Genomic DNA, 17050 nt, shown 5'->3' with positions numbered 1-17050 from the left:
GGTCGCGGGAGACTCAGCGGCGGTCCGCGTCGCCGGAGCCGCCGAGGTCGATCCCGCCGTGGATGGTCTCGGCCTGCACCACGGTGCCCGACACGTCTCCGGAGACCGTGTTCCTCGTCGATCCGACACCGGCGGAACCGCTCCGCCCGCCGCCCGCTCTGCGCTGGCCGACCGCCGTCCACACCGCGACCGCCAGCGCTGCCAGGCCCATGGCCAGGGAGCCTATGCCGGACAGGTCGGAGAGGTCGTTCAGTCCCAGGTCCAGGTCGGGCAGGAGCCGGGGCAGCGCCCAGGCCCCCGCGAGTACGAGTGCCACCGATCCCAGAACCGCCGTCCACAGCCATCGCATGAGCGCATTGTGTCCCGCCGCCGACCGCGGAGGGTAGGGCAGGGCCGGATCCGGCCAACGGGAGGACCGGTGCGGGGGTGTCCATGCAGGGAGACGGGTCACATCCGGTCAACGTTTTTCCGCCGGACGGGGAGACGGCTCGTTTTTATCGAGTCAGTAACGGCCATCTTGGATGTCCGAAATTGCCTGACCTGAAGGATGGTCGTTCCGGTTGCCCGAGATATCTACCCTTTGCGCGTGCTTTGCGTATTTTGGGAAGCACGACTTGTCCACAGTTGCGGAAACGCGAAGGGACGATGTCGGCGCCCAACCCCCACAATGGCTCACTATAGGGATGGGGTAGACAAGGGCATGGCGAAGAGGCCGTCCACACCGGGCGGCGATGACAGCGCAGGAGGCGGGGATGGCGAAGCCGTCGCGGTACGGCGACAGCGGTACCGGGTCCGACGCCCCTCCGGCCCGACGGCCCCAGGCGGGGGCGGGCGGACGCTGGTGGGTCGGCGTGGGGCGGGCCGTGCTGTGGGCGTTCATCATCGTCGTCGTCTTCAACGGCATCTGGTTTCCCCTGCGCGGCGGCCTCGCCCTGTCCGGCGGCGCGGGGGAGTCGGCGCCGACACCGCCCGACGCCTATCCCGAGACCTCCTCCGCGGCGTTCGCGCTCCGCTTCGCCGAGGTCTACCTGGACACCTCCGACCCCGAGCGGCGCCTCGGCGAACTCGCCGCCTACGTACCCGAGGGCGAGGCCTCCGGCCTCAACACCGCGGCCGACAGCCTCACCGGTGAGAACCTCACCGTGATCGCGGTCGACGTCCTCGACGAGCACAACGCCGTCGTCGTGGTCCGCGCCGACGTCAACGGCGATCCCATGCGCCTCGACGTGCCCGTGTACGCCGACGGCGGCGCGCTGGTGGTCTCCGGGCGCCCGGCGCTGCTGGCCGCGCCCACCACCGCGACCCTGCCCCAGGCGGCGGCCTTCGAGACCGACCCTCTCGCCGCGCAGCGGCTCCAGGAGGTACTGCCCGGCTTCTTCGAGGCCTACGCGGGCCAGCCGGAGTTCCTGGAGCGTTTCGTCGAGCAGGGCGCCTCGATCGCCCCGCTCCCGGAAAGCAGCCTGGAATTCGCCGAACTGTCCGACATCACTGTGCCGGTGCGGTCCTCGACCGGGGATGATGACGTACGACAGGTACCGGTCACCGTCCACTGGACGGTCCCGGGCTCCGACGACGGAGAAGCGGGCGAACTGGTACAGGACTACCTGGTCACCGTCGTCGACTCCGGCGACGAGTGGCACGTGCGGGACATCCAGGGTGCCCCGCACTCGTTCGGCGGCTGACGGGGCCGTAGGCAAGGAGACGAGGAGAACCATGCGCACAGCAGCGACCACACCGGAGGGCGACGCCTGACATGCTCCCCCTGTTGTCCTCCACCGCCGACGCCCTCACCCAGGCGGCCGGTCCCGGCCTCCTCCACCTCGCGTCGGAGAGCCCGCCGGCACAGGCCCCCGACACCGGAGGCCTCGCCGACTTCCTGCGCGGCTTCTTCGGCCCCCTGTTCCTCGTCATCGTCTCCATCGTGGCCGTGTTCTTCCTCTTCACCCGGGAGATCACGCGGTTCGCGCAGTTCATCATCCTGGCGATCTTCATCGGGATCGTCTTCTACGTACCCGGCATCATCGAGGTCATCGCGGTGGCGCTCGCCCGAGCCATGGGCGTGACGACGGAATAGGCGAGGGAGGCCGGGAACGTGGATCTGCCCACGTACACCAACATCTGGCGTATCGAGAAGCGGCTGTACAAGCTCTACGATTTCCGGCTGCCCATGCCGCTCCCCGTGGGGACCTTCGGGGTCGCGCTGGGGGTCTTCGCGCTCTGGGTGGTGCTGCTCAGCATCCTCAACGCCCCGTTCACCTTCGGCAACGGCTGGCACCTCGTGCTGTGGGTGGTGCCGCCCGGTGTGATCACCGTCCTGGCCACCCGGCCGGTGATCGAGGGCAAGCGCCTCACCGAACTGCTCATCTCCCAGGCCCGCTTCCTCACCGAGGCCCGGGTGTACACACGGTTGGCACCCGAGTACGAACCCGGCCAGGTCCGGGTGGAGGTACGGGTGTGGCACCGCCACCCGGACGCCGGGCCGCTGCCCGGGGCCGGCCGGCGCGGAGCCGAGCCGGCCCGGCCCGCCGTGTCGCTCGACGGGCTCCCCGCAGGGGAGGCGCTCGGACGCCTCCCCGCGGAGGCCGCGCCGCCCCTGGCGGGGCCGCCCGAGCCGGTCGCGTCGGAGAGCGGGACCGCTCCCGGACCGGTTCCGGCCCCCGAACCGGTTCCCGTTCCGGAACCCGCCGCCGGGGAGCCCGTGCACGCCGGGACGGCGGCCGAACTCGTCGCCGCCCGCGACACCGGGCCCGCCGCGGACCGGCGCGGTGTGGGCCGCCGCGTCCTGAACTACTTCGGCTTCGCCCTTCCCCGTGCCCCCCGGGAGGAGGTGGAGGAGACCGGCCCGGACGAGCGCTCCGGCCGCCGCGCACGCGGCTCCGAGGCGGCGCCCCCCTTCTGGTCCCCGCCGCCCGCAGACGGCGTCCGGACCGCCGCCGGCGGTGCGGGGGACGACGAGGACGGGCGTCCCAACGAGGAGTGGCTCGCCCGCCTGCGCGCCTCCTCCGGGGAGACCCCCGTAGGACTCAGCGCAGGAGACGCCTACCGGGTCGGCGACACCGCGGCACTGAGCTCAGCCGAACTCGCCGACGCCGTCGCCCCCGAGGACGTGCGTGCGGACGAGCGCCGCCGTGCCGAGGAGGTGATGGCCGCGCCCGATCCGGAACCCGACCCCGCGGACCCGGCCCCCGCACGCCGCCTGCGCGGCCGCGTCCAGGGCATCAGGGTGGCCAGGGAACTGGACGAGCGCCGTGCCGGGTACGAACCCCCGCCCCGGGACCCGGCGGAGGGCAGGGGAGCCGCTTTGCCCGCCGACGGCCCACCGGAGCTTCCGCGCCGCCGGCCGCGCCCGCACGCAGCGCCCTGGGAACTGGACGCTCCCGAACGGCGGACCGATCCGTCCGGCCCCGGAGCGGACGACGGCCCCTACGGTGACCTGTCCGACTACGCGGCGCGGTTCGCCGCGGCCACCGGCCGTCCCGCCGAGGAGGAGCCCGCGGCCGCACCCTGGCTGGTACCCGGGGCCGCGTCTCCCGGGGAGGGGGCCTCCGCTGAGGCGGCCGATCCCGCCGAGGCCCCCCGGGACACCGTCCGCCCCGGAGAGGACACCCACGCCGGGGCGCCCACCGCGCCCGAGGCCGTCGAATCCACGGAGGCCGCCGGGGCCGCTGAGGCGTCCCCGGGCTCCGAAACCGTCCCGGAACTGGACCACGGCACCGGTGAGCAGGACGCTCTCGCGGCCCTGGACGGCGGCGGCCCCGGGCCCGCCGCGGACCGGGAGGAGGAGCGGAGCGAGCGCCTGTCCGTGCTCGACCGGCACCTCAGCAGGGCCGACACCCCCGCCCCGCCCCGCCCCGCCTTCGCCGACGCCGTACCGGCCAAGGAACGCGGTGCGGAGGACCAGGCATGGTTCGAGGACGCCAAGAGGCGTCACCCCGACCAGCCCAAGGTGGGCGACCGCGGCAACCCGGTCATCCACGCCAGCGAACTCTATGAGGAGAGCACCGCCGACCCCGGTGCCGACGCGGCCGGAGACGGCGCTCCCCGGGCCGCCGAGGCCGCGGGCCCCGACGCGGCCGGAGCGGACGGGGACGCCGCTGAGAGCGCCAAACCCCCCACACAGCTCGATCACGGCACCGGCGAGCTGGCCAGCTTCGTCGAGGTCCGTGAGGAGCCCGCGCACCCAGCCCACCCCGATCAGGATCGGGAAGCCCGTTCCGACGCCTCCGCAGTTGCGCGGCGCACCGAACAGGACCTGGAACAGGCCGAGGCCGAGGCCCTCGCCCGCCGTCGTGGGGCCGCCGGGGAAGCGGAGGGCTCCGTCCGCGACCCCCGCGCCAACCCCAGCATGGCGAACATGCTCGCCCAGCAGCGCGCCGCTGAGGCTGCCTCCGGGGAGGCGGGGCGCGACGCCGTGCCGGAGCCCTACGACAGCGAGTCCTTCCACCGGGTCGCACGGAACGCGCGCCGCCTCGGAGACCTCTTCGGCAAGCCGGCACCGGGCGAGGAGCCCGTGCGCGGTACCGGGGACCGGGCATCCGCCTCCGCCGACCCCGGCCGGGACTCCGGGAACGGCCTCGAACTCGACCACGGCACCGGCGAGCAGGACCGGCTCGGCGACACTCCGCATGGGGTCCCCTCCAGCAGCCCCGCGCCCTCCGGTGCCGGGCGTAAGGAGGGGGCCTCCGACGGTTCCGGTGGCACACGCGGCTGGCGCCGCCTGGCCAAGGTGGTCACCGGAGGCAGCGCGCCGACCCGCTCCGACGTCTCGGACAGCGACACAGCCCGGCTGCGCGCCGCCCTGCCCGGGCCGCGGAGCGTCGTGGTACTCGGCTGCACCGGTGGGGCGGGACAGAGCATCACCGCGCTGATGGCGGGGCACACCCTGGCCGCCCACCGCGACGAGCCGGTCGTGGCGGTCGATGTCAACCCCGGTCCCAACGGGCTCTCCCGACGCGTGGGCGCACAGACCTCAGAGACGCTCACGGCCCTGCTGGCCAACGCGGAGGGGATCGAGGACCGCGAGCGGATGGACGCCTACACGGCCCGGACGGGCAGCGGCCTGGAGGTGGTCCAGACCCTCGACGACCCCTATGTCCAGACCCTGGACGAGCGCGACTACGGCCAGCTCACCGACCTGCTCGGCCGGTTCTACGGGGTGACCTTCCTCGACCCCGCGGCCACGGGTGTGGCGCGGGCGCTGCCGGTCGCGGATGGCCTGGTCCTGGTGGCCCCGGCAAGCGCCGACGCGGAGCGCGCCGTCTCCATGACCTTCGAGTGGCTGGACGGCAACGGCTACGGCTCCCTGCGCTCGAACGCCGTGCTGGTGGTCAACGGGGTGAGCAAGAGGAGCCTGGAGGCCGTCGACGCGGCCGAGCGGGTGGCCCGGGGCCGGTGCCGCGCGATCGTCCGCATCCCGTGGGATGACCACCTCGGCTCTTCCTACAGCAGGATCGACGTGAACGCTCTGCGCCCGGCCACCCGGCGCGCCCACACGGCCCTGGGAGGGGTGCTGGTCAGTGCCCTGGCCCGCCCGACGGCCTAGGCGTCGGGCGGGCCAGGTGCGCCGCCGAGGATCCGGCCCCCGTGCCGGGGGGACGGCCCTGTGTGTCCCGGCGCCCGCGCCGTTCGCCGCACGCGGCCTCGCCCCGTTGAGCGTCCGCTCGCCGGGGCGAGGCGGCCGGGTCAGCGACCCGCAGGGGCGAAGTCCCGAGCGGACAGGAACTCCGGGCGCGGGCCGCTCGCGGCGAACGGCCGCGCGCAGGCGTTCTCGACACTGTTGAAGACGATGAACACGTTCGACCTCGGGTAGGGCGTGATGTTGCCGCCGGATCCGTGCATGCAGTTGGAGTCGAAGACGGTCGCACCCCCGGCGCCGCCGGTCAGCACGTCGATGCCGTGCCGCTCGGCCAGCACGGTCAGCGAACCCTGGTCCGGGGTGCCTACGTGCTGGCTCTTCAGCGAGGACCGGTAGTGGTCGTCCGGGGTCTCACCGACGCACGACACGAACGTCCGGTGCGACCCGGGCATGATCATCAGGGCGCCGTTGTGGGGGAAGTTGTCCGTCAGCGCTATGGAGAAGCTGACGGCGCGCATCCGGGGCATGCCGTCCTCGGCGTGCCACGTCTCGAAGTCCGAGTGCCAGTAGAACGACCCACCGCCGAACCCGGGTTTGTAGTTGACCCGGCTCTGGTGCACGTAGACGTCCGAGCCCAGGATCTGGCGTGCCCGGTCGACCAGGCGCGGGTCGTGGACGAGGTCGGAGAAGACCTTGCTGATCCTGTGCACCTCGAAGACCGATCGGACCTCGTCGGAGGTCGGCTCGACGATCACCCGCTCGTCCTCGCGCAGTCGCGGATCGGAGCCGAGACGCTCCAGTTCGGCCTGGTAGGAGCGGACCTCGTCGGTGGTGACGATGTCCTCGATCTGCGTGTAGCCACGCTCGTCGTAGGCCCCGAGCTCGTCGGAGGAGAAGGGGCCGTTGTCGCCGGAGCCCCAGACGACGGGGTCCCTGCGGTACAGGAGGGCGGGTTCGCCGGTCTTCCGGGTCGGGTACTCGTCCGTGGTCGTGGTCGGAGCATCCATCTGCAGAGTCATGGCCGATCCCCTTGCGGGTCTCATCCTCTCACTGGGGTAGACGGTTGTCCTTGCGACACGTGAACTTAACAAATATCCCAGATGCTTTATGGCGAGAATGCCGGGCGTGATGTTTGCCTATTAACCCTATGGGTATGATAGTAATACTATATGGGCGAAAATTGAATATCGGATCCCTTTCTTTTGGCCTTTTTCTCAATTTTCGGCGTGTGAAGGTGTGCCTTACCTGGGGTCTCGTGCGGACCGTGGTCTCCGGTCGATGCGAAGAGAGTCTTCCCAGGTCGTCTCGTTGCAATGGTGTCCGGGCGGTTTGATTGCTCCTCGGGGCGTACTTTTATTGTGTGCTACATCACAGAAATCTGCTACAGGATATGGTTTTCCGGCGGCGGTCGCCTTCCCCGGGGCTGATTCCTCCGCGCCGCAGCCCCACCGTCCACCCGGTCCTCGCCTGTCGCCGCCCCCTCCCCACCGACACCGCTGTGCCCTCCCCGGGCCGCACCGCGTCCGTCTTCGCCCGGAAAGGGTGGGTTCCCCTGGCGCTGCGGATTCGGCCACGCCGGAACCCCCGTCCGCTTCTCTGCCGCAGCGCCATGCACCACTATGGGAAGGTGGCACAGGCGGTGGGGAGGCCCTGGGAGGTTCCGGGAAGGGCGCCCCGCCGAGAGCGATCAGGAGGGTTACCGAGATGGCCGGCACCTGGGGAACCCGAGGCGCGACCCGCCTCGCGGTCCGTTACTTCGACGACCGCGTGCTCTTCAGTGACACCGAGGCCTGGGCCTACTTCCGTCTGCCCACGGTGTCCTACGAGTTCACCACACCGGAGGAGCGCCAGGCCCTCGCCACGAACATCACCATCGCGCTCGCCGCCATCCGGATGAACGACGCCGAGATCCACCTCCGCATCGCCCACCGCACCTATCCGGCCGCCACGTGGGCCACCGCCCTGGACTCCACCTCCGACTCCGGACCCGGATGGTACGACTACCTCGACGAGACCTACCGCCACGTGTGGGCCAAGGACTTCTGGACCAAGGAGGTCTACCTCGGTGTCCGCCTCGGCCAGCGCACCGGCGGGGCGGGCCTCGGCCTCTTCTCCCACCTCTTCGGCGCCTACCAGCGCACGGAGCAGACCCTGGGCATCAACGACGACGCCTTCGACGACAAGGAGATCGCCCGCTGGACCGAGCAGTCCGAACGCCTCGGCCGCGCGCTCGCCGCCAGTTCCCTGCACGCCCGCCACGCCACCGCCGACGAGATCGCCTGGCTCGTCCGCCACGCCGTCAGCGGCACGGTCGAGGAGATCAGACCCTCCGCCGCGGGCCGCCGCACCTGGGGCCGGGGCGAGATCGAGGCGCTCGTCGACGGGGTCGTCCACAACGGCCGGTCCGCCCTGCGCCTCGAACAGCCCGCGGGCTCCACCCACGTCGCCTTCCTGTCCTTCGCCCGCTTCCCGGACCTCATGCCCTTCCCGGACGGCGAACCCTGGATGCACCACGCCGACGCGCTGCCCTTCCCCGTCGAGATGTCCCTGCGGATGAAACTCATCCCGCCCGCCAAGGCCAGCAAGGACGTCGGCCGCAAGCTCGCACACGCCCGCGACATGGACGCCCACATCCGCGAGGCCGGGGTGGAAGCACCCATCGCCCTCGCCGAGCAGATCGACGCCGCCCGCATGCTCGAACACGGCATCACCAAGGAGCGCCTTCCGTTCGTCTACGGCTGGCACCGGCTCATGGTCTCCGCACCGAGCGAGCGCCTGCTCGGCCAGCACGTCGAAGCGGTCATCGAGCACTACCGCGACATCGGTATCGACGTCATCAACTCCACCGGCGACCAGTTCTCCCTGTTCAGCGAGTCCCTGCCCGGCGACCGAATCCGCCTGGGCGCCTACGCCCAGCGCCAGCCGCTGCGCACCATCGCGGGCGGCATGCCCACGGCCACCGTCGACGTCGGCGACCGGGGCGGCCGTTCCTCCGGCGGCTGGGTGGGCCCCTACATCGGTGAGACCATCGGCCGCGCCCGCGCCATCGTCCACTTCGACCCCATGGTCGCCGCGGCGCGCAACCGCCCCACCGCCATCGCGATCACCGGAGAGCCCGGCGGCGGCAAGACCACCCTCGCCCTGCTGCTCATCTACCAGCTCGCCCTGCGCGGCGTCACCGTCGCCGCCATCGACCCCAAGGGCGACGCCGAGTCCCTCGTCGAACTCCTCCAGCGGCGGGGCCGCAAGGCCCGCATGATGTCCCTGGGGTCGGCCCAGCCGGGCCTGCTCGACCCGTTCGCCTTCGGCGACGACCTGCCCGCCAAGAAGACCATGGCCACCGAGACCCTCCGCCTCCTCCTGCCGAGGATGAGCGAGGAGCGCGAGTCCGCCATGATCCAGGCGGTCGCGGCGGTCGCCAACCAGCCCCGGCCCTCCCTGGCCAAGGTCGTCGACCACCTCGTCTCCTCGTCCGGGGCGGCCTCCCGCAACCTGGGTGCGGTCCTGCAGTCGATGTCGGAGATGCGCCTGGCCAGCCTGTGCTTCGACCCCCAGGGCGACGCGCGCGTGGACACCGAGGGCTGGACCACAGTGTTCACCCTTGGCGGGCTGACCCTGCCCGACTCCGGTGTCGGACGCGACGACTACTCCTACGAGCAGCGGCTGTCCGTCGCCCTGCTGTACCTGGTGTCCCAGTTCGCGCGCCGCCTGATGAACGGACTCGATCGCAGCCTGCCCAAGGCGATCTTCCTCGACGAGGCGTGGGCGGTCACCTCCACCCCGGAGGGCGCCAAACTCGTCCCCGAGGTGTCGCGCATGGGCCGATCACGCAACACCGCCCTCATCCTCGTCTCGCAGAACGCCGGCGACCTGCTCAACGAACAGGTCACCAACTGCCTGTCCTCGGTGTTCGCCTTCCGCTCCAGCGAGCGGCACGAGGTGGGGAGCGTCATGTCGCTGCTCGGCGTGGAACCGACCGAGGACCACCTCGCGGTACTGCGCAACCTCGGCAATGGCGAGTGCCTGTTCCGCGACCTCGACGGCAGGGCGGCGCGCATCGGCGTCGACCTGGTCTCGCAGGACCTGCTGCGCTGGCTGGACACCAACCCCACCCGGCGCCGGCCCGAGGGCGAGGAGGACCCGGTGATGGCCGCCTCGGGCCACGGGGACTGACACCGACCCGCCACGGACGGCCGCGGCGAAGGGGACGCCGGTGCCAGGTTCGGGCCCCGCCCGGGATGGGGATGACCTATTCCGACCGGGTTCCCCCGGCACACCCCGATCGACCCACCTCTCACAAGGGCCGCCCATGAGTGAGGACGTCGTCCAGCCCCTGCCCGTCGTCGATCCCGCCCTTCCCGAAGACCTGCGCGAGCTGATCGCGCGGGAAGCCGCCGCGAGCCCCTGCCCACCGCGGACCGACACCGGTCCCCTCACGCGGCCGGCCCGCTTCCGGGAGGGCGCCGTCCACGTCCTCGCCGCCGGGTTCACCGTCGCCGTCGCGGGCGCCGCCGCGGGCCCGGCCCCGGGACTGGTCGTCGCCGCCGTGATCCTGGCGGCCTACGCCCTCATCATGTGCTGCGGTCGCGGCACCCACCCCGCCATGCGATTCCTCGGTCTGCTCACCGGTGTGGGAGCCCCCCTGGCCGTGGGCGTGTGGTTCCTGGGCACCGCCCTGGCCGACGTTCCCGCGGGGCTGCCGTGGCTGCTGTTCGGCTGCTTCACCGCCCTCGTCGGCGCCGACGCGGCCACCGGGCGCGTGCACAGGGAGCCCGGGGACTACGGGGATCTGGTGCTGACGGCGGAGGACGTCAGCGACGCCGACCACCCGCGCCTGGCCGCCGTCCAGCGCGTGATCGCCCTGGTGGAGCGGGCCCGCGACGAGATCGGCGACGCCTCCCTGGACGCCGGACGGGCTCTGGCGGTGCTGCGCGACCAGGAGTGGCGCATCGCCTCCCTCCTGGCCCGGCAGAGGGAACTGCGCCGGGCCCATCTGCGCCGCTGGCAGCGGGCGGCCTCACCCCGCGTCCGGGAGGCTCTCAAGGCCCAGCGGGAGGCCCTGGACACCGTCGACGGCGCCGTGCGGGTCCGGGTGGAGCAGATCACCGCCTACGGCACGGCCGTGGAACGGGCACTGGAGGCCCACCGGGAGTGGGAGCAGTGCCAGGAGGCGCTGGACTCCATGGACGAGTACACCGACCACCTGGCCTCAGCCGCCTTCCTGGACACCCCGTCGGCCGAGGTCGGCGACCTGTCGGCCGCCGCCGTGCTCGCCCGCCGCGTCCGCGACGAACGGGTCCGGGCCCTGGCGGGCCACCCGCTCCCGCCGTCCGGTCCCGGGCATCGGACCCCCGAACCCGCGGCGGGCGGGGACGTCTGACGGCCGAGCCCGTGCGGCCCTTCGGGAACAGGGGCCGAAGGCCTCTGGCATATTGGCCGTATGAGTGAAGTCCGGCAGATCGACGACAGTCCTCTCGCCCGTGCACGCAGGCATACGGCCGTCATGGTCGCCTCGGGCCGGGGCGGGTTCGTCGAGATCCGCCGCGGGACGTGGGAGGCGGTGCACGGCCTCTCCGGGCACGACCCCTCCGGAACCGGCCCGGAGGCGGCCCCGGCCGACCCCGCCGCACTCGACGCCCTCGTCGACCGCGCCCTCCACGACCACCTGCACCGGCAGCGGCTCTGGCCCGCCCGCACCGACAGCGAACGCCTCACCCGGGCCTTTCGCGCCCTCGACGAGTCCGGCATCCTCGCTCGCGAGGACTGCTCCTGCTGCGACCGGTGCGCCCGGAGCGCCGTCCAGGCCGAGGCCGAGGCCCACAGCGCCGTCGCCGAGGGGCCGAACGTGCGCGGGTACGCCTTCTTCCACGAGCGGGACGCCGAGTCCGCGATGGGCGGGGGGTCGCTCTGGATCGGGTTCGGCGCCCTGCACGAGATCCGCCACGCCGCCGTCGGCGACGAGATAGCCCAGACACTGCGGGCCCACGGGCTCACCGTCACCTGGGACGGCGACCCCGACCGCAAACTGGAGGTCGGCCTCGACTGGCGGCGCCGCCGCTGGGACCGCGGCGCGGCCCGCCCGGGCGTCCCCGTCGACGGCGAGCCGGAGGTGGAGGTCGCCTACACCGGTCCGGGACCGTTCGGGGTCCCCGAGTGGATGGACCACTACCAGGGCCGGGTCACCGTCCGCGAACTCGCCCGCATGGTCCTGCCCTGGCTGCCCGGAGGGTGCGCGGCCACGCTGACCAGCGACCGGGGCCACGTGATCGCCGTCGAGCGCGACGCCGACCTCCTGCGCGTCTCCCGGCCGCGGCGGCTGCTGGCCCGTGAGCGCCTGGAGGAGCCGCTCAGCCGGTGGGCGGTCGGCGGCTGCTGGCCGACCGAGGACGCGTCCTCCCCGAGGACCGGGGTGCTCGACGTCAAGTACAGCGACACCTGCGGCACCGGGATCGGGTTCGTGGAGTACCCCGAACCCATGGAGACGGCGGCCGCGTGCGACCTCGTCCACCGACTGACGCCCGCCGAGGGGAGTTTCGCGGTGTTCGACGCCCCCGGCGGCACCGTCGTCCAGATGGTGTGGGAGGCCGGCCCCCGGCTGTGGATGGAGAGCCCCTCCCCGGAGGAGTCGCTCTCACGCGGCCGCCACGTCACCGCCTCCGAAGCGGAGGAGATGGTGCGGATCCTCGCGGAGGAGGGCCGCGTCGCCCTGGCGGACCTGGGCGCCCTGGCGGTCACCTCCTGGAGGTGACCGCCAGGGCGGCGCCTCACCCGGAGGCCTCCAGTTCGAGGACCCGCGTCTCGTAGCCTCCCGAGACTGCCACGGACACCTCGAACACGCCGAACGCGCGGTCCCCCGACTCGTCCCAGGCGAACCGGCCGCTCGCACCCCGGTAGGAGATCTCCTCGCCCTCGGCGAGCATGTCCCGGCAGGAGGCGAAGTCCTCGCACACGGTCCCGTCCCGCGTCACCCGCGCCATGTGCTCCACGAACACGGCGGGGTCGGTGCTGCCGGCCGACTCCGCGGCCAGCGCGGCGACGGTGACGCAGTCGAACACGTAGGGTGCGTGCCGGAGGTCCCCCGTGTCCGCCCCGAGGACGGCCAGCTCCTGACGGAACCCCTGGCCGCCGTCGTCGTCCCGGGCCACACCCGTGGTCCCGTCGGGCAGCGCCGCGGGGTCGTACAGGTGGGAGTGGTCGAGGTAGATCGGCGGCACCGCCTCCTCCCCCGTCCTCGCCAGCGCCTGGACGAGCTCGGGGCCCATCACCGAGGAGAGCACCGCGAAGGCGTCCGCCTCGACCGCGGCCGCGTCACCGGCGACCGTGGCCGCGCCGGTGGTGATCCCGTCGTGGAGCAGGTAGGTGTACGAGACCCCGTGCCCGTCCAGCGACGCGGCGAGCGCGTCCGCGTACAGGCTGCGGCTCTCGTCCATGAGGATGGCGACGCTGTCGTGCCCGTCATCGGCGATCGTCCGCCCCAGGGCCTGGGCCAGGAACGCGACCCCGGGCCTGCTGCTGAAGTAGTAGCCGCCGTCGTCGATGCCGACGGTGGAGTCGAGGTTCTCCTGCGCGCACTGGACCGTCCGCTTTCCGGTGACGGCGGTGTGGGTGGCCAGCGCGGAGTGGGTCGGACCGAGTACGACGTGCGCCCCGTCCGCCAGCAGCCGCCGAGCGCCCTCGACGGCCGCGGCCTCGGCCTGGACCTGCTGCCCCTCGCTCGCGTCGCCCTCGTCGGCGGTGTGGACGTCGGGTACGGGTGTGCCCAGCACACCGCCCGCGGTGTTGATCTCGTCGATCGCGTACTGCGCGGCGACGGGCAGGTGCGGTGCGGCCAGCGCACCGCTCTGCGGATACAGCAGCCCGAACGTCAGCGCGTCGTCCGTGGCCACCGCGGCCGCGCCGTTCTCCTCGCCCCCGTTCAGCAGCACCAGGCCGCCGACCGCCGAGACCAGCAGGAGCGCGCCCGCGGCGGCACCCAGGACCCAGCCGGTGCGCCCGCGTCGGCGACCGCGGCGGCCGCGTCTCGCGGGGAAGGGTTCGGTCTCGGTTCCGGGGTCCTCGGCGCGTGCGCGGGGTGGTGCCTCGGCCGGTGCGGAGGGGCCGCCCGGGACGCGGACGGTGTCGGGGAAGGGTGCCCAGTCGCGGTCTGCGAGCGCTGCGACCGCGTCGGCCCTCTCCTCGGGGGTGGCGGGGGCGGTGCCCGGACCGGTGGCAGTCAGAGCGCGCACCAGGTCGGAGGGGCGGGGGCGCTCCCCGGGATCCTTGGCCAGGGTTCGGCCCACCATGTCCCACAGGTGGTCGGGCAGGCCGCGCAGGTCGGGTTCCTCGTGGAGCAGGCGGTAGGACACGTGCTCGGCCGGTCCCGTGCCGAACGGCGGTGTCCCGGTCGCGGCGTAGACGACGAGCGCGCCCCAGGCGAAGACGTCGGACTCCGGTCCGCCTCGGCCCCGGAGGAGTTCGGGAGCGGTCCAGGGGGTGACGGTCTCGGGCGGGGAGGAGGGGCCGTCCAGTGCCTGAGCGATGCCGCAGTCGATCACCTTCGGCCCGTCCGGGGAGAGGATGACGTTCGACGGCTTCAGGTCGTGGTGCGCGCCTCCCGCCGTGTGGATCGCGGCGAGGGCCTCGGCCATACCCGCGGCGAGGACGCGGACCCGGGCCTCGGGCAGCGGGCCCCGGGTCTGCACCTGTTCGGCCAGGGACGGGCCGGCGTGGTAGGCCGTGGCGATCCAGGGGCGTGCGGCGTCGGGGCCGCCGGACAGGACCGGGGGCAGGGACCGTGCCCGGATGCGTCCCGTGGCCTGGACCAACCGGGAGAAGCGTCGGCGGAACCCCGGGTCGTCGGCGTGCTCGGGGTGGGCGACCCGGACGGCGCTCCAGCGGCCGTCGGGAGCCTTCGCGGCATAGACGATGCCGGTTCTGCCTGATCCCAGCCGACCATGGATTTCGAAAGGTGGGATCATTCTGGGATCTGAGGATTCCAGGGGCAGTGTGGGGGGAGTACCGGATATGGGGGGCACAGGATTGCTCCCGGTGGGGAAGGGCGATGGTCACGGTGCGGCTTTAGTCAACCACTGTCGCAGGCTTCCCTGTACATGACTTTTATCTCTTTGTGGCCACTACGGTCACATCTTTCTGAGTGAAATACGGTCTTTGTTGTCTTGTGTCTGATTTTCCGTGCTAGACGACTTTCGCGATAGGAGTTCGCATTCGCCCTCGGTGGCGAGTGCGCCTCGCGCCTCCCGGGAAGACACACTCCTTTGGGTAGCATTTCGATTGCTTAAGGTGACCATTGTGTGGTCGGTGGCCGCACGAACGTGAGGAGCGGGATGGGTATCGTCGAGCGGATGGCGTCGGTGGCGGTGGCGGCCCTGGCCGTCACGGGCGTCGCGGGTACCGCGACCCCGGTGTCGGCGGACGGGGTCTGGATCGACCGGGATCGGGTCAACGCCATCAGCGGACCGCGGACCGCCCTGGAGCGGGAGACCCCGGTCGGAACCGTCCAGGTCCGCCACGGCGTCGACGGCGAGGGCACCCGGTACGTCTGGGCGCGCGTGCTGAACGGAACGGCCCGGCACGAGATCGTCCTGGAGGTCGACCTCGATGGGGACCGGGTCCCGGACGACCGGGCCGCCCACTACCTGGCGGGCGGCGGCACCGGATGGACGTGGGGACGCGCCGCGCAGGCCGGCCACGCGTTCCGCGCCTGTGTCGTCTCCGGCTCCGCGGGGTGTGAGGACGAGGCCACTCGCACCGCCTGGCGGTAGGGCCTCAGGCCGCGCCCACCCCGAAGAAGGCGCGCGAGCGCGACGGGATCAGCAGCAGTCCGCCGATCACCAGGTTGAAGACTAGGAGCAACAGGTACCAGGGCACCAGCTCGGTCGAGTAGACGAGCACCGAGAACATGCTGAACAGCACCAGTACCGACATCAGGACCTGGACGGCCACCACCGCCACGAACAGGGACCGGGAGCCCGTCATCAGGCCCAGCGCGGAGAACGCCGAGAACAGGCCCCAGGCCCCGACGAGCAGGACCGTGCCCCAGCCGGCGGAACCGGAGCCGCTCGCCACGGAGAAGGCCTGGAGGGCCGTGATCACCATCAGGTAGAGCGCGTTGACCCCCAGCATGACCGAGGCGGTGATCAGCGTGCCGGGCTTGCCCCCGGCGGACCCGCCGGGGAGCGGCCCGCCGCCGGTGGTCGAACCCGGGTAGCCGTACCGCGGCCCCGCGGTGACGTACCCCGTACCGCCGCTCACGGGGGCGCCCGGTCCGAACCTGCCGGTGGAGACGGTGCGCGGCGGCCCCTGCGGTCCAGAGGGGTGCTGCGGCCGCCCGGCACCGCCCGGGTACACCGGGTGCGGCACGGGGGAGTGCTGCGGGTGCGTCGTGGGCGGCACCACCGGTCGGGGGCCGGTCGTCGGGGGCCGTTGCGGGCCGCTGGCGGGCGCCTGCGGGCCGCTCTGCGGCCGATGCGGTCCGGTCTGCGGAGCCTGGGGTCCGCTCGCCCCCTCCGCGGGGCCTCCGCCCATGGCCAGGGCCGCCCTCTCACTCCGCAGCAGGTCCAGCGCCTCGTCCGGTGTCGGCCGCGTGGACGGGTCGCGGTCCAGCAGCGCCGCGATGAGCGCGTGCAGGGGCGACACGGCGCCGTCGCCGGGTTCGTGCAGGTCAGGGCCGGTCGGGTGAGGAGGCAGCGGGGCGGTGAGCACGGCGCTGATGATCCCCGTGATGCTGTCCCGTTTGAAGGGGGAGCGCCCCTCCAGCAGGGCGTACAGCGTGACGCCCAGACTCCACAGGTCGGACGAGGGCAGGGCGCGCTCGCCCTCGAAGCGCTCCGGTGCCATGTACTCGGGGGAGCCGATGAACACGCCGGTGTGGGTGAGGGCGGTGCTCCCGTCGACGTTGGCGATCCCGAAATCGGTCACCACCGTCCGCTCGTCATCGGTGAGCATGATGTTGGCGGGCTTGATGTCCCGGTGCGTGACCCCGGCCGCGTGCGCCGCCTTCAGACCGCGCAGCACCGAGACCGCGGTCTCCTCCACCCGGTCCGCCGGCATCGGGCCGAGGGCCTCCAGGTGCTGTTGGAGCGAGACACCGCTCAGCAGCTCCATGACGATCCAGGGGCTGCCGTCCTCCTCCAGCACGTCGTGGACGGCCACGACCGCCGGACTGTGGACGCGCGCGGTCGCCTGTGCCTCTCGCATGGTGCGCTCGTAGGCCTCGGTGCGGGCTTCGGGGTCCATCCCCTCGGGGAGGCGGACCTCCTTGACGGCCACCTCGCGCTGGAGGGAGGGGTCCCAGGCGCGCCAGACCGTTCCCATTCCACCCGAGCCGAGTCGTTCTCGCAGTTCGTAACGGCCGACGGAGGAGCGACCGGGGGAAGTCATGTGCGGCCTGTTCCTTTCTGGCGGTGGGACGGTCGGAGCGGGGGAAGTGCAGGCCACAATCTATCGGGAAAAGAGTGATTTTGCCTGACCTGGGAT

11 protein-coding genes are annotated in these 17050 nt (G+C 72.5%); 7 read left to right on the top strand and 4 right to left on the bottom strand.

Features of this window, described 5'->3' with window-relative positions:
* Window positions 1-13: 13 nt before the first annotated feature.
* On the bottom strand, window positions 14-349 hold the full coding sequence (locus ACFHWE_RS07275; protein WP_416599837.1) for a hypothetical protein: 336 nt from the start codon (window positions 347-349) through the stop codon (window positions 14-16).
* A 403-nt stretch (window positions 350-752) separates the two neighbouring features.
* On the opposite strand from ACFHWE_RS07275, the gene ACFHWE_RS07270 reads away from it, so the two are divergent.
* The 3 genes from ACFHWE_RS07270 (at window position 753) to ACFHWE_RS07260 (ending at window position 5542) form a co-directional block, all read left to right on the top strand.
* A complete protein-coding gene (locus ACFHWE_RS07270; RefSeq protein ID WP_416599836.1) occupies window positions 753-1682 on the top strand; it encodes a conjugal transfer protein in 930 nt (309 codons plus the stop codon).
* A 71-nt stretch (window positions 1683-1753) separates the two neighbouring features.
* Entirely contained in the window at window positions 1754-2074 is a 321-nt protein-coding gene (locus tag ACFHWE_RS07265; RefSeq protein ID WP_028646948.1) for a hypothetical protein, read from the top strand.
* 18 nt (window positions 2075-2092) lie between these two features.
* Window positions 2093-5542 (top strand): TcpE family conjugal transfer membrane protein, encoded by a 3450-nt coding sequence (locus ACFHWE_RS07260; RefSeq protein ID WP_416599835.1) that lies wholly within the window; start codon window positions 2093-2095, stop codon window positions 5540-5542.
* A 140-nt stretch (window positions 5543-5682) separates the two neighbouring features.
* On the opposite strand, the gene thpD is transcribed toward ACFHWE_RS07260, so the two are convergent.
* The gene (thpD, locus tag ACFHWE_RS07255; protein ID WP_416599834.1) at window positions 5683-6594 is read right to left on the bottom strand and encodes an ectoine hydroxylase; all 912 of its coding nucleotides are present in this window, start codon (window positions 6592-6594) and stop codon (window positions 5683-5685) included.
* Between the two features lie 685 nt (window positions 6595-7279).
* On the opposite strand from thpD, the gene ACFHWE_RS07250 reads away from it, so the two are divergent.
* The 3 genes from ACFHWE_RS07250 to ACFHWE_RS07240 all read left to right on the top strand — a co-directional run bounded on the left by ACFHWE_RS07250 (window position 7280) and on the right by ACFHWE_RS07240 (window position 12323).
* The gene (locus tag ACFHWE_RS07250) at window positions 7280-9748 is read left to right on the top strand and encodes an ATP-binding protein (RefSeq protein ID WP_416599833.1); all 2469 of its coding nucleotides are present in this window, start codon (window positions 7280-7282) and stop codon (window positions 9746-9748) included.
* A 136-nt stretch (window positions 9749-9884) separates the two neighbouring features.
* A complete protein-coding gene (locus tag ACFHWE_RS07245; protein WP_416599832.1) occupies window positions 9885-10955 on the top strand; it encodes a hypothetical protein in 1071 nt (356 codons plus the stop codon).
* 60 nt (window positions 10956-11015) lie between these two features.
* On the top strand, window positions 11016-12323 hold the full coding sequence (locus tag ACFHWE_RS07240) for a DUF6891 domain-containing protein (protein ID WP_416599831.1): 1308 nt from the start codon (window positions 11016-11018) through the stop codon (window positions 12321-12323).
* A 16-nt stretch (window positions 12324-12339) separates the two neighbouring features.
* On the opposite strand, the gene ACFHWE_RS07235 is transcribed toward ACFHWE_RS07240, so the two are convergent.
* A complete protein-coding gene (locus tag ACFHWE_RS07235; protein WP_416599830.1) occupies window positions 12340-14532 on the bottom strand; it encodes a protein kinase domain-containing protein in 2193 nt (730 codons plus the stop codon).
* 366 nt (window positions 14533-14898) lie between these two features.
* Between ACFHWE_RS07235 and ACFHWE_RS07230 the strand changes: the two genes are divergently transcribed.
* The gene (locus ACFHWE_RS07230; protein WP_416599829.1) at window positions 14899-15336 is read left to right on the top strand and encodes a hypothetical protein; all 438 of its coding nucleotides are present in this window, start codon (window positions 14899-14901) and stop codon (window positions 15334-15336) included.
* 4 nt (window positions 15337-15340) lie between these two features.
* Here ACFHWE_RS07230 and ACFHWE_RS07225 read toward each other — a convergent pair whose 3' ends face one another.
* The gene (locus ACFHWE_RS07225) at window positions 15341-16954 is read right to left on the bottom strand and encodes a protein kinase domain-containing protein (protein WP_416599828.1); all 1614 of its coding nucleotides are present in this window, start codon (window positions 16952-16954) and stop codon (window positions 15341-15343) included.
* Window positions 16955-17050 lie beyond the last annotated feature (96 nt).

It is taken from the genome of Nocardiopsis sp. LOL_012 (assembly GCF_048060475.1).
Taxonomy (GTDB): Bacteria; Actinomycetota; Actinomycetes; order Streptosporangiales; family Streptosporangiaceae; genus Nocardiopsis.
This window is presented reverse-complemented; position numbering and strand designations above follow the sequence as displayed.

Coding starts and splice junctions, on each gene's coding strand:
- ACFHWE_RS07265 (WP_028646948.1), top strand. CDS start 1,754: ATGCTCCCCCTGTTGTCCTCCACCGCCGACGCCCTCACCCAGGCGGCC.
- ACFHWE_RS07250 (WP_416599833.1), top strand. CDS start 7,280: ATGGCCGGCACCTGGGGAACCCGAGGCGCGACCCGCCTCGCGGTCCGT.
- thpD (WP_416599834.1), bottom strand. CDS start 6,594: ATGACTCTGCAGATGGATGCTCCGACCACGACCACGGACGAGTACCCG.
- ACFHWE_RS07270 (WP_416599836.1), top strand. CDS start 753: ATGGCGAAGCCGTCGCGGTACGGCGACAGCGGTACCGGGTCCGACGCC.
- ACFHWE_RS07230 (WP_416599829.1), top strand. CDS start 14,899: ATGGGTATCGTCGAGCGGATGGCGTCGGTGGCGGTGGCGGCCCTGGCC.
- ACFHWE_RS07235 (WP_416599830.1), bottom strand. CDS start 14,532: ATGATCCCACCTTTCGAAATCCATGGTCGGCTGGGATCAGGCAGAACC.
- ACFHWE_RS07225 (WP_416599828.1), bottom strand. CDS start 16,954: ATGACTTCCCCCGGTCGCTCCTCCGTCGGCCGTTACGAACTGCGAGAA.
- ACFHWE_RS07240 (WP_416599831.1), top strand. CDS start 11,016: ATGAGTGAAGTCCGGCAGATCGACGACAGTCCTCTCGCCCGTGCACGC.
- ACFHWE_RS07275 (WP_416599837.1), bottom strand. CDS start 349: ATGCGATGGCTGTGGACGGCGGTTCTGGGATCGGTGGCACTCGTACTC.
- ACFHWE_RS07245 (WP_416599832.1), top strand. CDS start 9,885: ATGAGTGAGGACGTCGTCCAGCCCCTGCCCGTCGTCGATCCCGCCCTT.